Below are 18098 nucleotides of genomic sequence, written 5' to 3' on the forward strand. Positions count from 1 at the left end.
GGCAGCCGGAACTCCGCCGGAATCGCGACGTCTCGAGGAGAACCATGTCCGTCACCGTGTTGCTCGAGCTGAGGTTCAAGCCCGAATCGGTCGCCGAGGCCCGCGAGGTCTTCGCCCGTGAGCTCGTCAAGACCCGCGGCTTCAAGGGTGCGCAGGTCGTCGACGTGCTCGTCGACGAGGACGACGAGGCGCACTGGATCATCCACGAGGTCTGGGAGACCGTCGCCGACGACGAGGCCTACCGCGCCTTCCGGGCCGGGGACGGCAAGATCACCGATCTTCCGCCCCTGCTGGCCGCGCCCCCGGTCAAGACGCGTTACGTCACCACCGACGTCTAAGGTGCCTGCACCCTTTACAAACTCAGGTGGCGGCGTCACGCTCACAGGTATGTACGCACAAACTGCGAGAGGGCAGGCGTGAGGTCGGCGGTCGATCCCGGCAACGTCGAGGAGACGCTGGCGCGGTCCGGCATCGTGCAGGGGGTCGAACCCGCGGCGGTGGCCGCCCTCATCGAACAGCTGCAGCCGATCGACTTCCCCAAGGGACACACGATCTTCGTCGAGGGCGAACCCGGTGATCGGCTGTACATCATCGTCTCGGGCAAGGTGAAGATCGTCCGCGGCTCATCCGACGGCCGGGAGAACCTGCTGACCGTGCTGGGTCCGTCGGACATGTTCGGCGAACTGGCGATCTTCGACCCGGGTCCGCGAACCTCGAGCGTCACCACGATCACCCAGGTCCGCGCGGTGTCGATGGACCGAGATGCGCTGCGGTCCTGGATCGCGGGGCGCCCCGAGATCGCCGAGCAGCTGCTGCGCGTGCTGGCCCGGCGGTTGCGCCGGACCAACAACAACCTCGGCGACCTGATCTTCACCGACGTTCCCGGCCGGGTGGCCAAGCAGCTGCTGGCACTGGTGCAGCGCTTCGGCGCGCAGGAGGGCAACGCGCTGCGCGTCACCCACGACCTGACGCAGGAGGAGATCGCCCAGCTGGTCGGCGCGTCGCGGGAGACGGTGAACAAGGCTCTCGCGGACTTCAGTCAACGGGGTTGGGTCCGGGTCGAGGGCAAGAGCGTGCTGATCCTCGATCCGGAGCGGCTCGCCAAGCGAGCTCGCTGACGCGGGGCGTTGACGGTGCCCATTCGATCGGGCAGTCTCGAAGTTACCGGCGAGTAGTTCGGAGTGTCCGACGATGACTGACCTGAAGTTCCTCGACCTGCACGGAGACCGGGTCGCCTACCGCGACGAGGGCAGCGGTGAGGTGTTGTTGCTGATCCACGGCATGGCCGGCAGCTCGGATGCCTGGCGGGAGTTGATCCCGCGGCTGTCGAAGTCCCATCGCGTGGTGGCACCCGACCTCCTCGGCCACGGCAAGTCGACCAAACCCCGCGGCGATTACTCACTCGGTGCGTTCGCGGTGTGGCTGCGCGACCTCCTCGACGAGCTGGGCATCGCCCGGGCGACCATCGTCGGCCACTCGCTGGGCGGTGGGGTCGCGATGCAGTTCATCTATCAGCATCCCGACTACTGCGAACGCCTGATCCTGATCAGCAGCGGTGGTCTCGGCCCGGATGTCGGCCTCGTCCTTCGGTTGCTGTCGGCCCCGGGGGCGGAGTTCGTGCTGCCCGTCATCGCGCCGACCCCGGTTCTCAAGGTGGGCAACAAGATCGGCTCCTGGTTCACTGCCGCCGGCATGCGAGCGCCGCGCGCCAGCGAGATGTGGCGGGCGTACTCGTCGTTCTCGGACAAGGCCACGCGCGATGCGTTCCTGCGCACCCTGCGGTCCGTGGTCGACTATCGCGGCCAGGCCGTGAGCGCGCTGAACCGCCTGCACGTCCGCTCCGAGCTCCCCACCCTGGCGATCTGGGGTGAGGACGACGAGATCATCCCCGTGGCGCACGGCCATGCCGCCCAGGCGGCCCGGCCCGGCAGCCGGCTGGAGGTGCTGCCGGGGGTGGGACACTTCGCCCACGTCGAGGCGCCCACGGCGGTGGCAGACCTCATCGACGAGTTCATGGCGTCCACCACGGCGGGCTCACCCGATGTGGCGGGCCTGCTCACCCCCGTCCCGCACGAAGACGACTGACTCCTCGCAATCCGGTGGTGTGAACTGCGCCACGTCTGGGTAGTCGGCGTACATGTGTACACCGAAAGCTCATTTGGACGGAGCCGGGCGGAGGGGGCTGACGCATGGCCTCGACGCTGCGTAGGCTCACCCGCTGGAGTGAGAAGCCGGCCAGGAACGTGGCGACCGCGTCGGGCCGGCGCATCAACGTCCTGCGTGGCCTCGCCGCCCGTGCGACCACGCCCCTGCTGCCCGACGACTACCTGACACTGCTGAACCCGCTGTGGTCGGCGCGCGAGCTTCGCGGCGAAATCGTCGACGTGCAGCGGGAGACCGAGGACTCGGCCACCGTGACGATCCGGCCGGGGTGGGGATTCTCCGGTGACTACCAACCCGGTCAGTACGTCGGCATCGGGCTGCGCATCGGCGGCCGGTTCCACTGGCGGTCCTACTCGCTGACCTCCGTTCCGCGACGTGACGCGAAGCTCATCACGATCACCGTGAAGGCCACACCCGAGGGCTTCCTGTCCACCCACCTGGTGAACGGCGTGGAACCCGGAACGATCGTTCGCTTGGCGTCACCGAAGGGTGACTTCGCGTTGCCCGACCCGCCGCCCGCGAAGATCCTGCTCGTCACCGCAGGCAGCGGGATCACACCCGTGATGGCGATGCTGCGCTCCATCCAGCAGCGCGGTCACGACTGCGACATCGTGCACCTGCATTCCGCACCGACCGCGGGCGAGGTGATCTTCCACGACGAGCTGCGACGGCTCGAGGATGACCGGGAGAACTACCGGCTGCACCTGCAATTGACCGACGAGGACGGCCATCTCGACTTCGCCGAACTCGACCGGGTGGTCGCGGACTGGAGGGAGCGCCCCACCTGGGCCTGCGGTCCGCCGGCAATGCTCGACACCCTGGAGAAGGTGTGGGCCGAGGCCGGTGTGCCCGACGACCACCTGCACATGGAGCGCTTCGTCATCGCCCGCACCGACAAGGGCGGTGAGGGCGGCACCGTCACGTTCGCCGTCTCGGACAAGACCATCGAGGTCGACGGCGCCACCTCACTGCTGGAGGCCGGTGAGAAGGTGGGCATCCAGATGCCCTTCGGCTGCCGCATGGGAATCTGCCAAACCTGCGTTCTGCCATTGGAATCCGGCCACGTTCGGGATTTCCGGTCCGGCCAGGAACACGGCGAGGGCGACCGCATTCAAACCTGCATCTCCGCGGCATCCGGCGACTGCACTCTCAACATCTAGGAGACATCATGGCCATCAGCGACATCAAGGCATACGCCCACCTCACCCCCGAGGACGTCGAGGAACTCGGGCGCGAACTCGACGCGATCAGAGCAGACATCGAGGAATCCCGCGGTGAGCGGGATGCGCGCTACATCCGGCGCACGATCCAGTTGCAGCGCGGACTCGCGGCGGCGGGCCGGATCGCGCTGTTCGCCAGCCGCGACAAGCTCGCCTGGACGGCGGGCACCGGAATGCTCGCGCTCGCGAAGATCATCGAGAACATGGAGTTGGGGCACAACATCACCCACGGTCAGTGGGACTGGATGAACGACCCCGAGATCCACTCCACCGAGTGGGAGTGGGACACCACCTCCCCGTCGGTGCACTGGAAGAAGTCGCACAACTACATTCACCACAAGTACACCAACATCGTCGGCTTGGACGACGACATCGGTTACGGCATCATGCGTCTCACCCGCGACCAGCGCTGGGAGAAGTGGATGATCGGGAATCCGATCTACAACATCCTGCTCGGCACACTGTTCGAGTGGGGGGTGGCCGCGCACGGGTTGGAGACCACCAAGTACCGCAAGGGCGAGAAGTCGCTGGCGGAGGTTCGCAAGGACCTCAAGGTCATCGGCAAGAAGGTCGGCAAGCAGGTCGGCAAGGACTACGTCGTGTTCCCGGCGCTGACCGGCCCGGCCTGGAAGCACACTCTCGGCGCGAACGCGGTGGCGAACCTGATCCGCAACTACTGGTCCTACATGGTGATCTTCTGCGGCCACTTCCCCGATGGCGCGGAGAAGTTCACCAAGGAGGAATACGAGACCGAGACGCAGGCCGAGTGGTACCTGCGCCAGATGCTGGGTTCGGCAAACTTCCACGCCGGCCCCGTGATGGCGTTCATGAGCGGAAACCTCTGCTACCAAATCGAACACCACATGTTTCCGGACCTGCCGAGCAACCGGTACGCCGAGATCAGCGTGCGGGTGCGGGCCCTGTGCGAGAAGTACGACCTGCCCTACACGACCGGGCCGCTGCTGCGACAGTACGCCCAATCATTCTGGACGATCCTCAAGCTCGCCCTGCCGGACAAGCTGCTCAAGGCGACGCCCGACGATGCGCCGGAGACCAACTCGGAGTTGAAGTTTCGCATCCGGGAGGGCATGCGCGAGAGTTTCGGGGTGGACCCCAAGACGGGCAAGCGACGCGGCTTGCGGACCGCGCTGCGGGAGTTGCAGTCGGCCGCTTGAGGACGTCGCTACTCCGCGGGCAGTCCTGGCCCGCGCCCCGATCGGACGGCGCCCGCGCTAGCCGCGGTGACCAGCACGATTGCCAGGCAGTCCAGCGGCGATAGCCGCTGATCGAGCACGGCCCACCCGGCCAGCGCGGCGACCACCGGTGACAGACAGGTAAGTACGGCGAAGGTGGCCGGCACCAGCGTGCGCAGCGACCACAGCTCCAGTGAGTAGGGGATCACCGAGCTGAGCACGCCGACCGCCACGGCCAGTGCCGCCACGTGCCAGTGCAGCGCGGCGGTGACGTCGACGGTGAACGCGGCTACGGGCGCCACCGCCAGGGCGCCGATCACCGTCGCTATCGCCAGGGCGTCCAGGCGCGGCAGCAGCCGTGCGGCCCGGGCCGTCGACAGGATGTAACCGGCCCACGCCACGGCGGCGGCGCCGGCGAACCCGACGCCGACCCAGTCCAGGCGTCCCACGTCCTTCGGCGTCAAGCCGAGGACGGCGATCCCCGCGAAGGCCAGCAGCGCCCACAGCCAGGCGATGCGCCGACGACTCGAGGTCACCGACAGCACCAGCGGACCGAGGACTTCGATGGTGACCGCGATACCGAGCGGGATACGTGAGATCGCCTCGTAGAAGCACAGATTCATGGCGGCCAGCGAAAGCGCCAGCGCCAGGGCAGCGATCCAGGACCGCCGGGGCAACGCGCGGATGCGGGGGCGGACGGCGGCGCAGAGGATGACACCGGCCACGGCGAACCGGGTCAGCGCCGCGCCGCCGGCGCCCAGCGCACCGAACAGTCCGACCGCGAACGCCGCACCCACCTCCTGCGACGCCGCGGCCACCACGACCAGCAGCGCCGGGCCGATGGGCGCCCCGCCCCGGCGTCGCGACGCCGTCACCGGTCGGCGGCGATTGCCAGCAGCCGCCGCAGTGTCGAGAGTTGCGTGCCGTGGTCTCCGTCGAGCTTGGCCAACAGCGTGGTGATCCCCGCCGCGCGATACCGGTCGACGCGCTCGGCGATCGCGGCGTCGGTGCCAAGCAGGTTGGTGAGCCGGCCAAGGTCGAGCGGAACCGCCGCCCTGGCGTCGTCGTGTCTCCCCGCCTTCCAGAGCCGCTCGGTCTCCGCGACCTCCGCGCCGTACCCGAGCCGGGTGAAAGCCTCGTTGTAGAAGTTGCGCCCGGACGGGGAGCCCATCGCGCCGATCGTGAACGCGTAGCCGTCGGCGTGACGTCTGGCTGCTTCGTCACCCTCGGCCCGGGTGTGGGTGAATTCGACCGCGACGGGCGCGACCAGATCGAGATCGGACAGCCTGCGGCCGACGCGTTCGGCGCCCTCGCGCAAGGGGTTCAGGAACACCTCGGCTGCCTCGGGGATGAACGCATTGCCCAGCCAGCCGTCGGCCACCTCGCCGGTCAGCCGCAGGTTCTGCGGGCCCATCGCGGCGACGTACACCGGGACGTGCTCGGGGCGCACCAGCGGCCGCAGGGCGCTGCCCTCGCCGCCGGGCAGGGGCAACGGGTAGATCTCGCCGGCGTGCACGAGTCGCTCACCCCGGCTGACCGTGCGGATGATCTCGATGGTCTCGCGGGTGGTCTGCACCGGCTTGCGGAACCTGACGCCGTGCCAACCCTCCATCACCCCGGGCCCGGAGGTCCCGATCCCCAGCGTGAAGCGGCCGCTCGACAACTCCCGAAGGCTCAGCGCCGACGTCGCCAGCAGGGCCGGGCTGCGGGAGCCGAGCTGGACCACGAACGTCCCAAGCCCGATCTCGGTCGTGCTGGCCGCGAGGAACGCCAGACCGGTGAGCGCGTCGTATCCCCAGACCTCGGGAACCCAGAGCGAGTCCACGCCAATGCGTTCGGCGGCACGGGCGAACTCCACCGCTCCTGGAGCGTGCGGCTCGACGAGGACTCCGACCAACATTGCCGCTCCTGACTCGTTCCGACGGATGCGTCTCCTGCACTATGGCAGGCTGCCCACCATGCGCTACCGCGACCAGCCGACCGTGGAGGTCACGCAGCGGGTGGCGTGTGACGTCGCGACCGCCTGGGACCGGGTCACCGACATCGGTCTGCCCGCGCGCTGCTCGTCGGAGCTGCAGCGGGTGGAGTGGATCGGGGCTGCCGACCGCGTCAGGGTCGGAGCGCGTTTCCGTGGCTCCAACGTGCACGCCGCGATGGGGTCGTGGCAGACCGAGTGCGAGATCGTCGAGGTCGAGGAGTGCCGGCGGTGGGTGTGGAACGTCCTGGGCGGACCGGACGGCCCCACCGCGACGTGGGGATTCGAGGTCGAGCCCACCAGCGACGGCGTGCTGATCCGGCAGTGGGCCCGGATGGGCCCCGGTCCGTCCGGACTGACCTACGCGATCACGGCCAGGCCCGAGCTGGAGGGCCGGATCGTGGCCAAGCGGTTGCGCGAATGGCAGGAGAACATGCAGGTCAACCTGGACTGCGTCCGCGCGGAATTCGAGGACCCCGCACTGGGACCTAGGTGATCGTGACGCCGCCGTCGACGGTGATGGTCTGGCCGGTGACGTAGCCGCCGGCGGGCGAGGCCAGCCAGACCAGTGTCGCGGCGAGCTCGGCGGGGTCACCCATCCGGGGCAGGACCAGCCGTGCGTTCAGCGCCTCGAGGTAGCCCGGCTTGTACTGATCGGTCATCTCGGATTTGAAGAAGCCCGGCGCGATGGCGTTGACGCGGATGCCCTTTCGAGATCCCCACTGCTGGGCCAGGTCCCGGGTGAGTCCGACGATCGCGGCCTTGCTGGCGCTGTATGCCGCCTGCGGGAGTCCGGCCGTCGTCAGCCCGAGGATGCTGGAGATGTTGACGATCGAGCTGCCTGGCATCATCACCCGGGCGCAGGCCTGCGCCGACCAGTAGGAGCCGTGCAGGTTGATGTCGACGACGGCGCGGAACTCCTCGGGCGTCTCGCGGGTCGCGGGCACCGCGGTGCCGACGCCGGCGTTGTTCACCAGTACGTCGACGCGGCCGAACTCGGCCATGGCGGCGTCCACCATTGCCTGGCACTGCTCGGGGTCGGTGACGTCGGTGCGAACCGGCAGTGCCCGTGTGCCGGCAGCGGTCACCAATTCGGCTGTGGCGCCCAGCTTCTCGACGCGCCGCGCGGCCAGGACCACGTCGGCACCGGCCTGGGCGCACGCCTGGGCGAAGGCGACTCCGAGGCCGGACGAGGCGCCGGTGACGATGGCCACCTTGCCGTCGAGTCGAAACATCTCCATCAGGTTCACGTTCGGCGTCGTCACTCGGGTGATTCTGCCGCAGCACCAATCGACCACTTCGACTGCATTCCGATCTCGGCCCGGTCGTGGTCGCTGCGGCGTATGGTCGGGTGACACGCCGAAGGGGGACGGGTGTCCGACCAGGGTGATGATCGATCCGCTTCTCGGCTCGTGACTTCTGGCGCGTCGGGCACCCATGTGTCCGACGCCGCGGCGAGCGGGTTCGGAGTCCAATCGGTGTTCCAGCCGATCGTCTCGCTGCCCGAGGGCGCCGTGGTCGGTTTCGAGGCTTTGGCGCGATGGCCGACCCTGGGCAATCCCGCACCGCACGAGGTCTTCGCCCGCGCGGCGGTCACCGGCACGCTGGAGCAGCTGGACCGCACGTGCATCGACTCCGCCCTCGAGACGGCGCTGGCCCGCAACCTACCCGCCGGAACGCTGCTACTGCTCAACTGCGAACCAATGAGCGGGTACGTCGACCGGCATTGCGACCGGATGCTGGCTCGTGCGGGCGACCAGTTCCGAGTCGTCTTCGAGCTGACCGAGCGCAGCCTGTTGAAGAGTCCCCGCGCTCTGCTGCGCAAGGTGGCCAAGCTGCGCGACGACGGATTCGGCATCGCGTTGGACGACGTTGGCGCGCATCCCGATTCGCTGGCACTGCTCGACGTCATCTGTCCGGACGTCATCAAGCTGGATCTGCATCTGATCCAGGTGACGATGGGAGACGACCAGGCGCGCGTGCTGGCGGCCGTGCTCGCCCACCAGGAACGCACGGGCTCGGTCCTGCTCGCCGAGGGCATCGAATCCGAGGAACACCTCGAGCAGGCGCTGGCGCTCGGTGCGACCCTCGGCCAGGGCTACCGCTATGGCAGGGCTGAATCGCTGACCGGCAAGACTTCGGTGGACTGGTCGCCACCGCCGATGAAGCATCCGGTGCGCTCCGATGGTAGGTCGCCCTTCGACGTGGTCGCCGGCCGGGCGGCGGTCCGGACCGCGCGCAAGGCGGTGCTCATTCCGTTCTCGCGTCACATCGAGACGCAGGCCGCACATGCCACCGACCCGCCGATGATGCTGGCCTCGCTCCAGCGCGCCGAGAACTTCAGCGGAAGCACGCGCCGCCGCTACCGCGACATCGCAGCCACCTCGCCGATGGTCGCGGTGTTCGGTCGTGGTCTCGACGGCGATCTGGGGCGCGGCATCCGCGGGGTGGAGCTCGACGCCGACGACCCGTTGTGCGCGGAGTGGGTGGTGCTGATGCTGGGCCCGCATCACGCGGCCGCGCTGGTCGCGCGCGAGCAGAACTTCGCGGCCTCCCTCAGCGACGATGACCGCCGCTTCGACATGTCGATCACCTACGACCGCGTGCTGGTGACGGTGGCCGCCCGCAATTTGCTCGAGCGGGTGCGCTGAGGCGAGTTACAGCGGAATGACGGTCTCGCTGTTGAGGGTCTTCCACAACCGGCGGCAGGCCGCGCCGAGGCGGCGCAGCGCCGGGCTGTGCGACAGGGCATCGATGAGTTCCTGGTCCACGATCACGTATCCGCCGTCGAGCCGGCGCCACCAGCCCGCGAGCCACAGTTCGATCGCGGCCATCGTGGTGACCCGGCCGTGCGCGAGGGTGTCCAGTATCTCGTCGGCGATGAACGCGGCACCCGTCGTGTGGGCCAGGTGGTCGACCACCCGGACGTGAACCTCGAGGGCGGCTGCGGAGAGCACCGGGCGCGCCCGATCCGCCCGCAGCGCCTCGACCTCGAAGAACACCGACTTCTCGTCCATGTGGACACTGTATCCGCAACATGGATGTAACACTGAATTTACAAGGGAAACACTCGGTGAACGGCTCAGTGCGCGATGCGGTCGACGATCAGGGCGTGCAGGAGCTCCGGCTGCTCCTCGGGGATCCAGTGCGACCCCTCGGTGATCTCGAACCGGTACGGCCCGGTGACATAGCGCTCGCACAGCTCGGCACCCCGGCGGCCCAGTGCGATGTCGTGGGTGCTCCACACGTAGGTCGTCGGTACGGAGACAGGGGCGAGGTAGCGGAGAGTTGCGAACGGGATGGCCCGGTACCAGTTGATGGCCGTACGCAGGGCCCCGGTGGCGATCACGTCGCGTTCGACGTCGCGGACCGAGTCGGCGGCCATGCCGCTGTCCTGGAGCATCCGCTGGCGCAGTCTCGGCGCGCGGGTCAACATGGTCTCGGGCAGCCAGGGGAGCTGGAACACCGCCATGTAGTAGGACTTCAGCGCCTGGTCGCTGCCGATCAGTGAGCGCAGGAACGCCCTGGTGTGCGGCACCGACACCGCGGTCAGCGACGAGACGAGGGCTGGGTGGGAGGCCGCCGTCGCCCACGCGACGACGGCGCCCCAGTCGTGCCCGACGAGGTGAACCGGTGCCCCGACGGTGTCGACGAGTGCCACCACGTCGGAGACCAGTTCGCCGATGCGATAGGCGAACCGGCCGCGGGGGCGGGCCGCCGCCGGGTAACCGCGCTGATCGAAAGCGAGCGTCCGGTAGCCGCTCGCGTTCAGCAGGGCACTGACGGACAGCCACGACTTGGACGTCTGTGGAAAGCCGTGCAGCAGAACGACGATCTCGCCGTCGAGCGGACCCGTGTCGGTGACCGGGAAGGTCAGACCTTCCGGGTATCGCTTGCTCTTCGCGCGCGCGTTGGTGAACGCCGTGATGCGTTGGTAGCGCCCGGATCCGGTGGGCATGCGCGACGCTAACAGAAGATCGCGAGTGCCCACAATGCCTTCTTCTCGCCGCCGTCGCGGTTTCGGCGTGATGAGTCGCGCCGACCGCGACCGATCACGCCGAAATCGCAGGGGCCTCGTCGTCCTCGTCGGCCGTGGCGGGCTGGCCGAACACTGCACGCGTCACCGTCGCCGGCGCGATCGTCTTGGTCGCGCGGTGCAGCAGGTCGGTGACCTTGAAGTCGTTCGGAAGCGACAGCTTGAACACCGTCTTCCACGCCGAGCCGACCTGCCGCGGCAGTGAACCCGTGGTGTAGGTCAGGCCGTAGCGCTCGAACAGTTCCTGGACCTTGGGCGCGATCTCCTGGTACCGATTGCTGGGCAGATCGGGGAATAGATGGTGCTCGATCTGGAACGACAGGTTGCCGGACATGAAGTGCAGCAACCGACTTCCGGAGATGTTGGCCGAGCCGAGCATTTGGCGCAGATACCACTCGCCGCGGGTCTCGCCGTCGATCGAGTGCTTCTCGAAGGTCTGCACACCCTCCGGGAAGTGGCCGCACATGATGACCGAGTGCGTCCACAGGTTGCGCACCAGATTGGCGGTCAGGTTCGCGGTCAGCGTGGGCAGCGCCGACGGGCCCGACAGCAGCGGGTGCAGCACGTAGTCACGGGTGGCCTGCTTGCGGATCTTGGCGAACACCCGCTTGCTCTTGGCCCGGAAGTCCGCCTTGTCGGAACGGCCCTTGAGGTACCGGCCGATCTGCAGGTCGTAGGCGGCGATGCCGTACTCGAACACGCAGGCGTTGATGAAGTTCCACAGCGGCTGGGCGAGGTAGAAGGGCACCCACTTCTGGTTCTCGTCGACGCGCATGATGCCGTAGCCGAGGTCGTGGTCCTTGCCGCGCACGTTGGTGTAGGTATGGTGCACCTCGTTGTGCGAGTGCTTCCACATCTCGGCGGGTGAGGCGTTGTCCCACTCCCAGGTGGTGGAGTGAATCTTGCTGTCGCGCATCCAGTCCCACTGGCCATGCATGACGTTGTGGCCAATCTCCATGTTCTCGATGATCTTGGAGACGGACAGGCCGACGGTGCCGACGAGCCAAGCCGGCGGAAAGAGCGAGAACAGCAGCACGGCGCGGCTGCCGAGTTCCAGCTTGCGCTGGCCGTCGATGACCCTGCGGATGTAGGCGGCGTCGCGCTCACCGCGGCTGGCGATTATCTGTTCGCGGATGGCGTCGAGTTCGCGGCCGAGGTTCTCGACGTCCTCGGCGGTGAGGTGCGCGACGGTGGGATTCGGGTGAATCTGCGTGGTGGTCATGGTGAAGCTCCCTCGGAGGTCAGAGATCGATGTCGCAGGCGCCCGCGGCGGCGGAGACGCAGGTCTGGATTTGGACGTTGTCGCCGGGTGCGGCGGAGGTGACGTCGCCGGTGCGCAGGTCGCGGACGGCGCCTTGACGCAGCGGAACGACGCAGCCGAAGCACACGCCCATCCGGCAGCCCGAGGGCATCAGTACGCCCGCGGCCTCCCCGGCGTCTAGCAGGGTCTCGGCGCTACCGGCGTCGACTCGAGCGCCGGACTTGGAGAAGGTGACCTCGCCACCGTCGCCCTCGGTGATGATGATCGGGCGGAAGCGCTCGGTGTGCAGGCGGTCGGCGATGCCGTCGGCAGCCCAGCGGGTTTCGAGGGCGTCGAGCATTCCGGCCGGTCCGCACGCCCAGGTCTGCCGGTCGGCGAGATCGTCGACCAGCTGGTGCAGCGTCGCGACGTCGAGCATGCCGTCGACGTCGGTGTGCTTCTCCACCAGTCGGATTCGACCCTGTCGAGCCAGTTGGCGGAGCTCACCGCCAAAGATGACGTCGTCGGCGGTCGGTGCCGAGTGCACGACCACGATGTCCGAGTCGGCGGTCAGGTTGCGCAGCATTCCCATCACGGGGGTGACACCGCTGCCGGCGGTGAGGAACAGGATCTTGGGCGGTGCCTGCTCGCCGAGCGTGAACTCGCCTGCGGCCTGATCGAGTTGGACGATGGTGCCGGGCCGGGCCCGGCGGACGATGTGATTGCTGACCTTGCCGTCCGGGATGGCCTTGACGGTGATGGCTATGCAACCGTCTGCGCGCGCCCTCTCGGAGGTCAGCGAGTAGGCGCGCCACTGACGAACGCCGTCGACGTCGATGCCGATGCGCACGTACTGACCGGGGGTGTGACCGCGCCAGCCACGACCGGGCTTGATCACCACGGAGACGGCGTCGCGCGTCTCGGGATGGATGGCGACGATGCGGCCGCGCAGGTCGGCGCCCGACCGCAGGGGATCGATGACGTCGAGGTAGTCCGCGGGCACCAGGGGAGTGGTCACCCGTTCGGCGAACTTGATGATGCGCGCCCGGAGCGTTCCGACGGTGGTCGGGCGGGGTGCGGTCGTGGTCATGACTTCACTGTCGTCGAACCGGGGGTATAAAGTCTTGGCCATCTGGCGTGAATAACCCGGCATGAATTGTTCGTCAGGAATAGATAATGACCGATTCGCCTCAATTGACCGGCTTAGCCCTCGACGACGAGGTCGTCGCGTCGCTGGAGGCCGTGCTCCCGAGCATGGCCGAGCGCACCGTCACGGCGGTGACGGTCGAGGTGCCCAGCTACACCCGGGCATTCAGCGGGCGGATGGGCCAGAACATCGAGAACGCGGTGCAGATGGCGCTGGGGGCGTTCTTGAGACTGGCCGTCGGGTCGAACGACTCAGACCCGAGCGCCACGCTGTCACCCGCGCTGGACGGCGCCTACGAACTGGGTCGTGGTGAGGCCCGCCAGGGGCGCAGCATCGACGCGCTGCTCTCGGCTTACCGCGTCGGTGCCCGCGTCGCCTGGCGCGAGCTATCGGCCACGGCCGTCGCGTCGGGGCTGTCCGCCGAGACCATCGCCCGCTTCGCCGAACTGGTCTTCGCATTCATCGACGAGTTGTCGGCGTCCAGCGTGGCGGGCCACGCCGACGAACTGGCCACCACCGGCCGGGTGCGGCAGCGTTACCTCGAGCGGTTGGCCAGACAGCTGCTCGCCGGTGCGCCGGTCGACGAGCTGCGCACGAGCGCCGACGAGGCCGACTGGCGGCCGCCGGAGACGCTGACCGCCGTCGTCGTGGCCGAGGCCCAAACCCGTGGTTTGGCAGCACGATTCGGCGAATCCACCCTACAGCTCAGCGAAGACCTGCCCGACGTCGATGCCGGGGCTTCGCTCGCGGTGCTCCTGGTGCCCGATCTCGACGGCCGGCACCGGGCGCAGCTGCGTTCGACGCTGCAGGGCCGACGGGCGCTGGTGGGACCGGCCCGGCCGTGGGCGCTCGCCCAATCGTCCTATCGGCGCGCGCTGCGGGCCCGCGAGCTGAACGTGGACGACGACGTGGTCGACACCGACGACCATCTCGTCGAACTCGTCCTCACCGCGGACCGGGAAGCGGCCATGGATCTTCGCCGGCAAGCCTTGGCGCCCTTGGCCGGTCTGCGGCCCAACACCGCCGAGAGGTTGGCCGAGACGCTGCGGTCGTGGCTGTTGCACCAGGGGCAGCGCGACGCCGTCGCAGCCGACTTGTTCGTCCACGCGCAGACGGTGCGCTATCGCATGACCCAGGTGCGCGAACTCTACGGCGACGCACTCAACGATCCGAGGACCATCCTGGAACTCACCGTCGCCCTTGGCGTCTCGCCGTGACGGCCAGGCGCGCCGCGACGTGCTGGCTGGCCGGAGGCGTCCTCTACCTCGCACTGGAGGCCGGCGCCGCGCGCGCCCAATCCGGGTACCGGTACGCCCACGACTTCATCAGCGATCTGGGTCGCCCGGAGTCGCCGTTGAGCTGGGCGATGAACGGGGCCCTCGTGATTCAGGGGACGATGTTCCTGGCCGGTGCCGTGCTGGCGGCCCGGGCGTGCGGAGCTCGAAGCGCGCGGGTCTTCTTGGTCTGCGCCGCGGCCAATGGAGTCGGCAACGCCGTCGTCGCGACGGTACCGAGCGGTACGAGCGGGGTGGCCTGGGTGCACGTGACCGGTGCGGCGCTGGCCATCCTCGGGGGCAACGCAGCCATTGCCGCTGGTGTCACGACGGTACCCACCCTCGATCGCCCGCGCTGGTATCGCGCCGCGTCCTACGGTCTCGCGGCGCTGGGTCTGACGAGCTTCGCGCTGCTCGCCATGACGACGACGTCGGTGAGCGTGGGGCTGCCCGGCGCGGTGTTGGAGCGGACGAGCGTCTACACGATCATCGGGTGGCAGCTGCTCTCGGCTGGCCTGCTGCTGTCCCGGGGGCGGGCGACCTAGTCGTCCGCGGCGAGGGGTCAGGCGGCCGAGATGCGCGCCCGGATCTCGAAGTCGAGGTCAACGGCCTCGGCCACGTAGATGTCCTGGGTGAGTTGGTTCCCGCGCAGGGCCACCTCCCCGCGGGGGCTCGTGTAGGCGAGGTTGGCCGACGCCGCCGTCAGTGCGGTGACGTCCAGTGAACCCGCTCTCGCGCACAGGGCGATCAGCAAGGTGATTGCCTCGTAGCAAGATTCACCGATGCTGTTGAGCGCCGGAGCGCCAGGACCGAAGTGGGCGTAGTACTGTGCCGCGAAGTCCATGCTCGAGGTGGTGTTCAGCGCTTCGAAGTACCCGGCCGCGGCGAACAGCCCGGCGTTGCTCTCGCTGCCACTGGCCAGCAGCATGTTCTCCTCGACGTGCGGGCTGAGCCGTGGAATGGCGTCGGCCAGCCCGGCGGCCGCGAATTGACGGTTGAAGGCGACACCGTCACCACCGACCAGCAGGAGCAGTACACCGGTGGACGAGGTGGTTTCCACGTCGCGGATGGCCGCGGTGAAGTCCTGGGTACCTAGCGGCAGGTAGATCTCCTGGAGCAGCGGGCTGCCGGCGGCGCGGGCGTGATCGCGCGCCGCGGCGCCGGTCCGACGGGGCCAGACGTAGTCGTTGCCGATCAGGATCCATCGATCGACGCCGTGCTCCGCCTTCATCCAGTCCATCGCGGGGAGCAGCTGGCGCGACGGCGTCTCACCGGTGAGGAACAGCCCGGGCGTGCGCTCACCACCCTCGTAGAGCGGACCGTAGACGTAGGGGATGCGGCCGCTGGTGACTCGCGCGATCGCTTGTCGCACCGGAGATATGTGCCACCCGGTGACGGCGTCGACGGCGCCGGCATCGACCAGGCGGGCGACGTCGGCTGCCACGGCCATCGGTGCTCGGCTGCCATCGACGGGGACGAGGCGAACCCGACTGCCGAGCAGCCCGGCAGTCGAATTCACCTCGGCGATGGCCAGTTCGGCACAGGCCTCACACGACGGCCCGTAGATTCCGGCTGAGCCGCTTCGAGGGATCACCAGTGCGACGTCGATGGTGCTGCGGCCGCGCGCCCGTGCCGTCACTTGCGCTCCCGTGTTCATCATCACCTCGTCGTCCGCCGTCCGCGCGATCGCGCTCGACGAGAAGATGGTGTGCCCGGCGGGTTACTACGGCATTGCATGGCTGTTCTCGCGATGAAAATATCGTTCATCGGGTGGATCCCCCACCTCTCGAATCAGACGGTCAACTCGCCAATTCGCGCCAGCGTCGAGAGGAACTGCGCCGTGGCATCCGCGCCCAGATGGTCGACCAGCTTCTGCCTGACGAGCGCTTCGGACTTGCTGAGCTTGCGCACCTTGGTCTTACCGCGAGCCGAGAGGTAGATGAGCACGCGTCGCCGATCCGCTGCGTCGACGCGACGCAGAACGAACCCGCCATCGACGAGCTTGTCGACGATCCGCGTGAGCGTGGGCGGCGGAATCGCCATCGCCGCCGACATCTCACTCATCGTCGATCCGTCACCGTGGCGAAGGGCTCCCAGCACACGCCAGCCTTCGAGTGTGTTCACGTCGGAGTCGACGAGGGCGGTACCGAACGCCTCGGTCCACCAGCGCGCGGCATCGAAGAACACCTCGGACCCGTGGGCGACCACGTCCAGATCAGTACGCGTTGGCACCATGCTCCTGAGCTCATTGCTTCCATTGCGAATTATTGGGAAATTACCGCATGCGGCGGTGGCGCGCGCCACCGCCGCTAGGTGGGTTGTGCCGAGGCGGACCGCAGCCGACCAAAACCTCGCTCCAATGCCGTTGCGCCCACTTCGGAGGCGACGCCGAAGCACGCACCGACGAGTGCGGTGACCGCGGCGACGAGCGCCGGGTGAGAGAAATCGGCCGTGGTGATCGGTCGACCCGTCGCCGCCATGGTCCCGACCGTCATCGCAAACCCGAAGACGATCGCCGGAGTCGCCGAGATCGACGGTATGCGGGAGGCCTGAACCATCACCAAGCTGCCGATGCCGACCGCGACGGACAGCCATAGGGCGCTCGTCGTCGCCTGCACGGCGAGCAGGGTGCAGGTGGCGATGACGATCCCGGTCCAGTTGCATGCCACCGACTTGACCAGCCCGGACCAGCCCGAGCCGACGAAGAAGAACGACGCCCAGGCCAGGAACAGAACCCACACGGGGAGCGGCCAGATCGTGGCCGTCAGCAGTGTCGAGAGCATGCCGAACACCCCGACGCTGATCGATAGTGCGGTCACCTTGGACATGGCGAGTTCTCCGTCTCAGTGCTCGTGGCCATGGTGATGGTCGTGGTCGTGGTCGTGGTCGTGGTCGTGGTCGTGGTCGTGGTCGGAGTGCGATAGCCGTCCGAGTTCCACCGCGGTTTGCTGCTCCAGCGCAGCGGCATCGAGGAAGTGCTTGTCTGCGGCGAGCCGACAGAACGCCTCGCCGAACTGGCGGTAGTAGATCGCTGGGTCACAGGTGTCATCGATCCCGGACTCCTCGATCGCGGCGATGAGGTGGGCCTTGAACTCGTCCCAGGCGAACGCGCCGGACTCGCAGAGGTGCACGACCAAGCCGAACAGCCTGCCCTGCCACGGTGCATCGAAGACCAACTCGCCGTTGGACCGTGGCAACGCACCGAGCCCGCCGGGATCGTCGTAGGTGTCGAGTTCGACTGTGAGAGTGGTCATCACGAGCCTGCCGGACTGTCGGCGAACGCCGTCCCGACCATCGAGTCGCGGTTGATGAGCGGGACGAGTTCGTCTGCCGTCATCCCGTCGGTTCCTGGGGGCCGCTGCGGGATCACCAGGTACCGAATCTCTGCGCTGCTGTCCCAGACGTCGACGTGCACGTCGTCGGCGAGGGTGACCCCGAACTCGGCCAGCACGCTGCGCGGTTCCTTGACGACCCTGGCGCGGTACTGCGGATACTTGAACCACGCGGGCGGAATGCCGAGCAGGGTCCACGGGTAGCAGGAGCACAGGGTGCACACCACCACGTTGTGCCGATCCTTCGTGTTCTCCACGGCCACCATGTGTTCGGTCTGCAGCCCGGTGAACCCCATGTCGGCGATGGCCGCCGTCGCGTCGGACAGTAGCCACTCCCGGTATTGCGGGTCCGTCCAGGCGCGTGCGACGACCTTGGCGCCGTTGACCGGACCCATGTCGTTCTCGAAGGATGCCACGACGGCGTCGACGGCCTCGTGCTCGGCGAGGCCCTTCTCGACCATCAGCGACTCGAGTGCGTTCACGCGCGCCTCGACGTCGGACAATGAAAGCCAATCCAT

General features: G+C 68.1%; 21 protein-coding genes. 9 read left to right on the forward strand and 12 right to left on the reverse strand.

Annotated features, from left to right (window positions below; all coding sequences use genetic code 11):
* The first annotated feature begins 44 nt into the window (after positions 1–44).
* The 5 genes from SBI80_RS21450 (at position 45) to SBI80_RS21470 (ending at position 4558) form a co-directional block, all read left to right on the forward strand.
* Positions 45–338 (forward strand): putative quinol monooxygenase, encoded by a 294-nt coding sequence (locus SBI80_RS21450; RefSeq protein ID WP_318976843.1) that lies wholly within the window; start codon positions 45–47, stop codon positions 336–338.
* Between the two features lie 78 nt (positions 339–416).
* Positions 417–1118, forward strand: coding sequence for a Crp/Fnr family transcriptional regulator (locus SBI80_RS21455; protein WP_318976844.1), 702 nt, complete (start codon positions 417–419; stop codon positions 1116–1118).
* 73 nt (positions 1119–1191) lie between these two features.
* A complete protein-coding gene (locus tag SBI80_RS21460) occupies positions 1192–2085 on the forward strand; it encodes an alpha/beta fold hydrolase (protein ID WP_318976845.1) in 894 nt (297 codons plus the stop codon).
* 104 nt (positions 2086–2189) lie between these two features.
* Entirely contained in the window at positions 2190–3323 is a 1134-nt protein-coding gene (locus tag SBI80_RS21465) for a ferredoxin reductase (RefSeq protein WP_318976846.1), read from the forward strand.
* Between the two features lie 8 nt (positions 3324–3331).
* Complete coding sequence (locus tag SBI80_RS21470; RefSeq protein ID WP_318976847.1) at positions 3332–4558, forward strand: fatty acid desaturase family protein; 1227 nt, start codon at positions 3332–3334, stop codon at positions 4556–4558.
* A gap of 8 nt (positions 4559–4566) precedes the next feature.
* Here the strand turns inward: SBI80_RS21470 and SBI80_RS21475 are convergent, their stop codons facing one another.
* A complete protein-coding gene (locus SBI80_RS21475) occupies positions 4567–5451 on the reverse strand; it encodes an EamA family transporter (RefSeq protein WP_318976848.1) in 885 nt (294 codons plus the stop codon).
* Positions 5448–6476, reverse strand: a complete 1029-nt coding sequence (locus tag SBI80_RS21480; RefSeq protein WP_318976849.1) for an LLM class flavin-dependent oxidoreductase — start codon at positions 6474–6476, stop codon at positions 5448–5450. Before SBI80_RS21480 ends, SBI80_RS21475 begins: the two co-directional genes overlap by 4 nt.
* A gap of 58 nt (positions 6477–6534) precedes the next feature.
* On the opposite strand from SBI80_RS21480, the gene SBI80_RS21485 reads away from it, so the two are divergent.
* Positions 6535–7047 carry an SRPBCC family protein gene (locus SBI80_RS21485; protein WP_318976850.1) on the forward strand — a complete coding sequence of 171 codons (513 nt, stop codon included), beginning with the start codon at positions 6535–6537 and terminating at the stop codon, positions 7045–7047.
* Here the strand turns inward: SBI80_RS21485 and SBI80_RS21490 are convergent.
* Complete coding sequence (locus tag SBI80_RS21490; protein WP_413232779.1) at positions 7040–7792, reverse strand: SDR family NAD(P)-dependent oxidoreductase; 753 nt, start codon at positions 7790–7792, stop codon at positions 7040–7042. The genes SBI80_RS21485 and SBI80_RS21490 overlap by 8 nt on opposite strands.
* Positions 7793–7963: 171 nt before the next feature.
* Between SBI80_RS21490 and SBI80_RS21495 the strand changes: the two genes are divergently transcribed.
* A complete protein-coding gene (locus SBI80_RS21495; RefSeq protein ID WP_318976851.1) occupies positions 7964–9202 on the forward strand; it encodes a sensor domain-containing phosphodiesterase in 1239 nt (412 codons plus the stop codon).
* 6 nt (positions 9203–9208) lie between these two features.
* Here the strand turns inward: SBI80_RS21495 and SBI80_RS21500 are convergent, their stop codons facing one another.
* The 4 genes from SBI80_RS21500 to SBI80_RS21515 all read right to left on the reverse strand — a co-directional run bounded on the left by SBI80_RS21500 (position 9209) and on the right by SBI80_RS21515 (position 12917).
* On the reverse strand, positions 9209–9568 hold the full coding sequence (locus tag SBI80_RS21500) for a hypothetical protein (RefSeq protein ID WP_318976852.1): 360 nt from the start codon (positions 9566–9568) through the stop codon (positions 9209–9211).
* 65 nt (positions 9569–9633) lie between these two features.
* Complete coding sequence (locus tag SBI80_RS21505) at positions 9634–10509, reverse strand: alpha/beta fold hydrolase (protein WP_318976853.1); 876 nt, start codon at positions 10507–10509, stop codon at positions 9634–9636.
* A 94-nt stretch (positions 10510–10603) separates the two neighbouring features.
* Positions 10604–11809: a fatty acid desaturase family protein gene (locus tag SBI80_RS21510; RefSeq protein WP_318976854.1), complete on the reverse strand. Its 1206-nt coding sequence runs from the start codon at positions 11807–11809 to the stop codon at positions 10604–10606.
* Positions 11810–11828: 19 nt separating this feature from the next.
* On the reverse strand, positions 11829–12917 hold the full coding sequence (locus SBI80_RS21515; RefSeq protein ID WP_318976855.1) for a ferredoxin reductase: 1089 nt from the start codon (positions 12915–12917) through the stop codon (positions 11829–11831).
* A gap of 86 nt (positions 12918–13003) precedes the next feature.
* On the opposite strand from SBI80_RS21515, the gene SBI80_RS21520 reads away from it, so the two are divergent.
* Both SBI80_RS21520 and SBI80_RS21525 read left to right on the forward strand, forming a co-directional pair.
* Positions 13004–14191, forward strand: coding sequence for a PucR family transcriptional regulator (locus SBI80_RS21520; protein WP_318976856.1), 1188 nt, complete (start codon positions 13004–13006; stop codon positions 14189–14191).
* Positions 14188–14793, forward strand: a complete 606-nt coding sequence (locus SBI80_RS21525) for a DUF998 domain-containing protein (RefSeq protein ID WP_318976857.1) — start codon at positions 14188–14190, stop codon at positions 14791–14793. Before SBI80_RS21520 ends, SBI80_RS21525 begins: the two co-directional genes overlap by 4 nt.
* 17 nt (positions 14794–14810) lie before the next feature.
* Here SBI80_RS21525 and SBI80_RS21530 read toward each other — a convergent pair whose 3' ends face one another.
* From SBI80_RS21530 to nthA, 5 genes are all read right to left on the reverse strand, one after another.
* Positions 14811–15887, reverse strand: a complete 1077-nt coding sequence (locus SBI80_RS21530) for a substrate-binding domain-containing protein (protein ID WP_318976858.1) — start codon at positions 15885–15887, stop codon at positions 14811–14813.
* 152 nt (positions 15888–16039) lie between these two features.
* Entirely contained in the window at positions 16040–16483 is a 444-nt protein-coding gene (locus SBI80_RS21535) for a MarR family winged helix-turn-helix transcriptional regulator (RefSeq protein WP_413232771.1), read from the reverse strand.
* 74 nt (positions 16484–16557) lie between these two features.
* On the reverse strand, positions 16558–17076 hold the full coding sequence (locus tag SBI80_RS21540; protein ID WP_318976860.1) for a DUF1097 domain-containing protein: 519 nt from the start codon (positions 17074–17076) through the stop codon (positions 16558–16560).
* A gap of 15 nt (positions 17077–17091) precedes the next feature.
* Positions 17092–17502: a nitrile hydratase accessory protein gene (locus SBI80_RS21545; RefSeq protein ID WP_318976861.1), complete on the reverse strand. Its 411-nt coding sequence runs from the start codon at positions 17500–17502 to the stop codon at positions 17092–17094.
* Positions 17502–18098: a nitrile hydratase subunit alpha gene (gene nthA / locus SBI80_RS21550; protein WP_318976862.1), complete on the reverse strand. Its 597-nt coding sequence runs from the start codon at positions 18096–18098 to the stop codon at positions 17502–17504. Before nthA ends, SBI80_RS21545 begins: the two co-directional genes overlap by 1 nt.

Origin of the sequence: Mycolicibacterium sichuanense (genome assembly GCF_033741125.1) — a bacterium.
GTDB lineage: Bacteria > Actinomycetota > Actinomycetes > Mycobacteriales > Mycobacteriaceae > Mycobacterium.

Excerpts from the sequence above, each read along its gene's own strand:
- SBI80_RS21450 (WP_318976843.1), top strand. The coding sequence starts at position 45 with ATGTCCGTCACCGTGTTGCTCGAGCTGAGGTTCAAGCCCGAATCGGTC.
- SBI80_RS21460 (WP_318976845.1), top strand. The coding sequence starts at position 1,192 with ATGACTGACCTGAAGTTCCTCGACCTGCACGGAGACCGGGTCGCCTAC.
- SBI80_RS21465 (WP_318976846.1), top strand. The coding sequence starts at position 2,190 with ATGGCCTCGACGCTGCGTAGGCTCACCCGCTGGAGTGAGAAGCCGGCC.
- SBI80_RS21470 (WP_318976847.1), top strand. The coding sequence starts at position 3,332 with ATGGCCATCAGCGACATCAAGGCATACGCCCACCTCACCCCCGAGGAC.
- SBI80_RS21480 (WP_318976849.1), bottom strand. The coding sequence starts at position 6,476 with ATGTTGGTCGGAGTCCTCGTCGAGCCGCACGCTCCAGGAGCGGTGGAG.
- SBI80_RS21485 (WP_318976850.1), top strand. The coding sequence starts at position 6,535 with ATGCGCTACCGCGACCAGCCGACCGTGGAGGTCACGCAGCGGGTGGCG.
- SBI80_RS21490 (WP_413232779.1), bottom strand. The coding sequence starts at position 7,792 with ATGGAGATGTTTCGACTCGACGGCAAGGTGGCCATCGTCACCGGCGCC.
- SBI80_RS21500 (WP_318976852.1), bottom strand. The coding sequence starts at position 9,568 with ATGGACGAGAAGTCGGTGTTCTTCGAGGTCGAGGCGCTGCGGGCGGAT.
- SBI80_RS21505 (WP_318976853.1), bottom strand. The coding sequence starts at position 10,509 with ATGCCCACCGGATCCGGGCGCTACCAACGCATCACGGCGTTCACCAAC.
- SBI80_RS21510 (WP_318976854.1), bottom strand. The coding sequence starts at position 11,809 with ATGACCACCACGCAGATTCACCCGAATCCCACCGTCGCGCACCTCACC.
- SBI80_RS21515 (WP_318976855.1), bottom strand. The coding sequence starts at position 12,917 with ATGACCACGACCGCACCCCGCCCGACCACCGTCGGAACGCTCCGGGCG.
- SBI80_RS21520 (WP_318976856.1), top strand. The coding sequence starts at position 13,004 with ATGACCGATTCGCCTCAATTGACCGGCTTAGCCCTCGACGACGAGGTC.
- SBI80_RS21535 (WP_413232771.1), bottom strand. The coding sequence starts at position 16,483 with ATGGTGCCAACGCGTACTGATCTGGACGTGGTCGCCCACGGGTCCGAG.
- SBI80_RS21540 (WP_318976860.1), bottom strand. The coding sequence starts at position 17,076 with ATGTCCAAGGTGACCGCACTATCGATCAGCGTCGGGGTGTTCGGCATG.
- SBI80_RS21545 (WP_318976861.1), bottom strand. The coding sequence starts at position 17,502 with ATGACCACTCTCACAGTCGAACTCGACACCTACGACGATCCCGGCGGG.
- nthA (WP_318976862.1), bottom strand. The coding sequence starts at position 18,098 with ATGGATTGGCTTTCATTGTCCGACGTCGAGGCGCGCGTGAACGCACTC.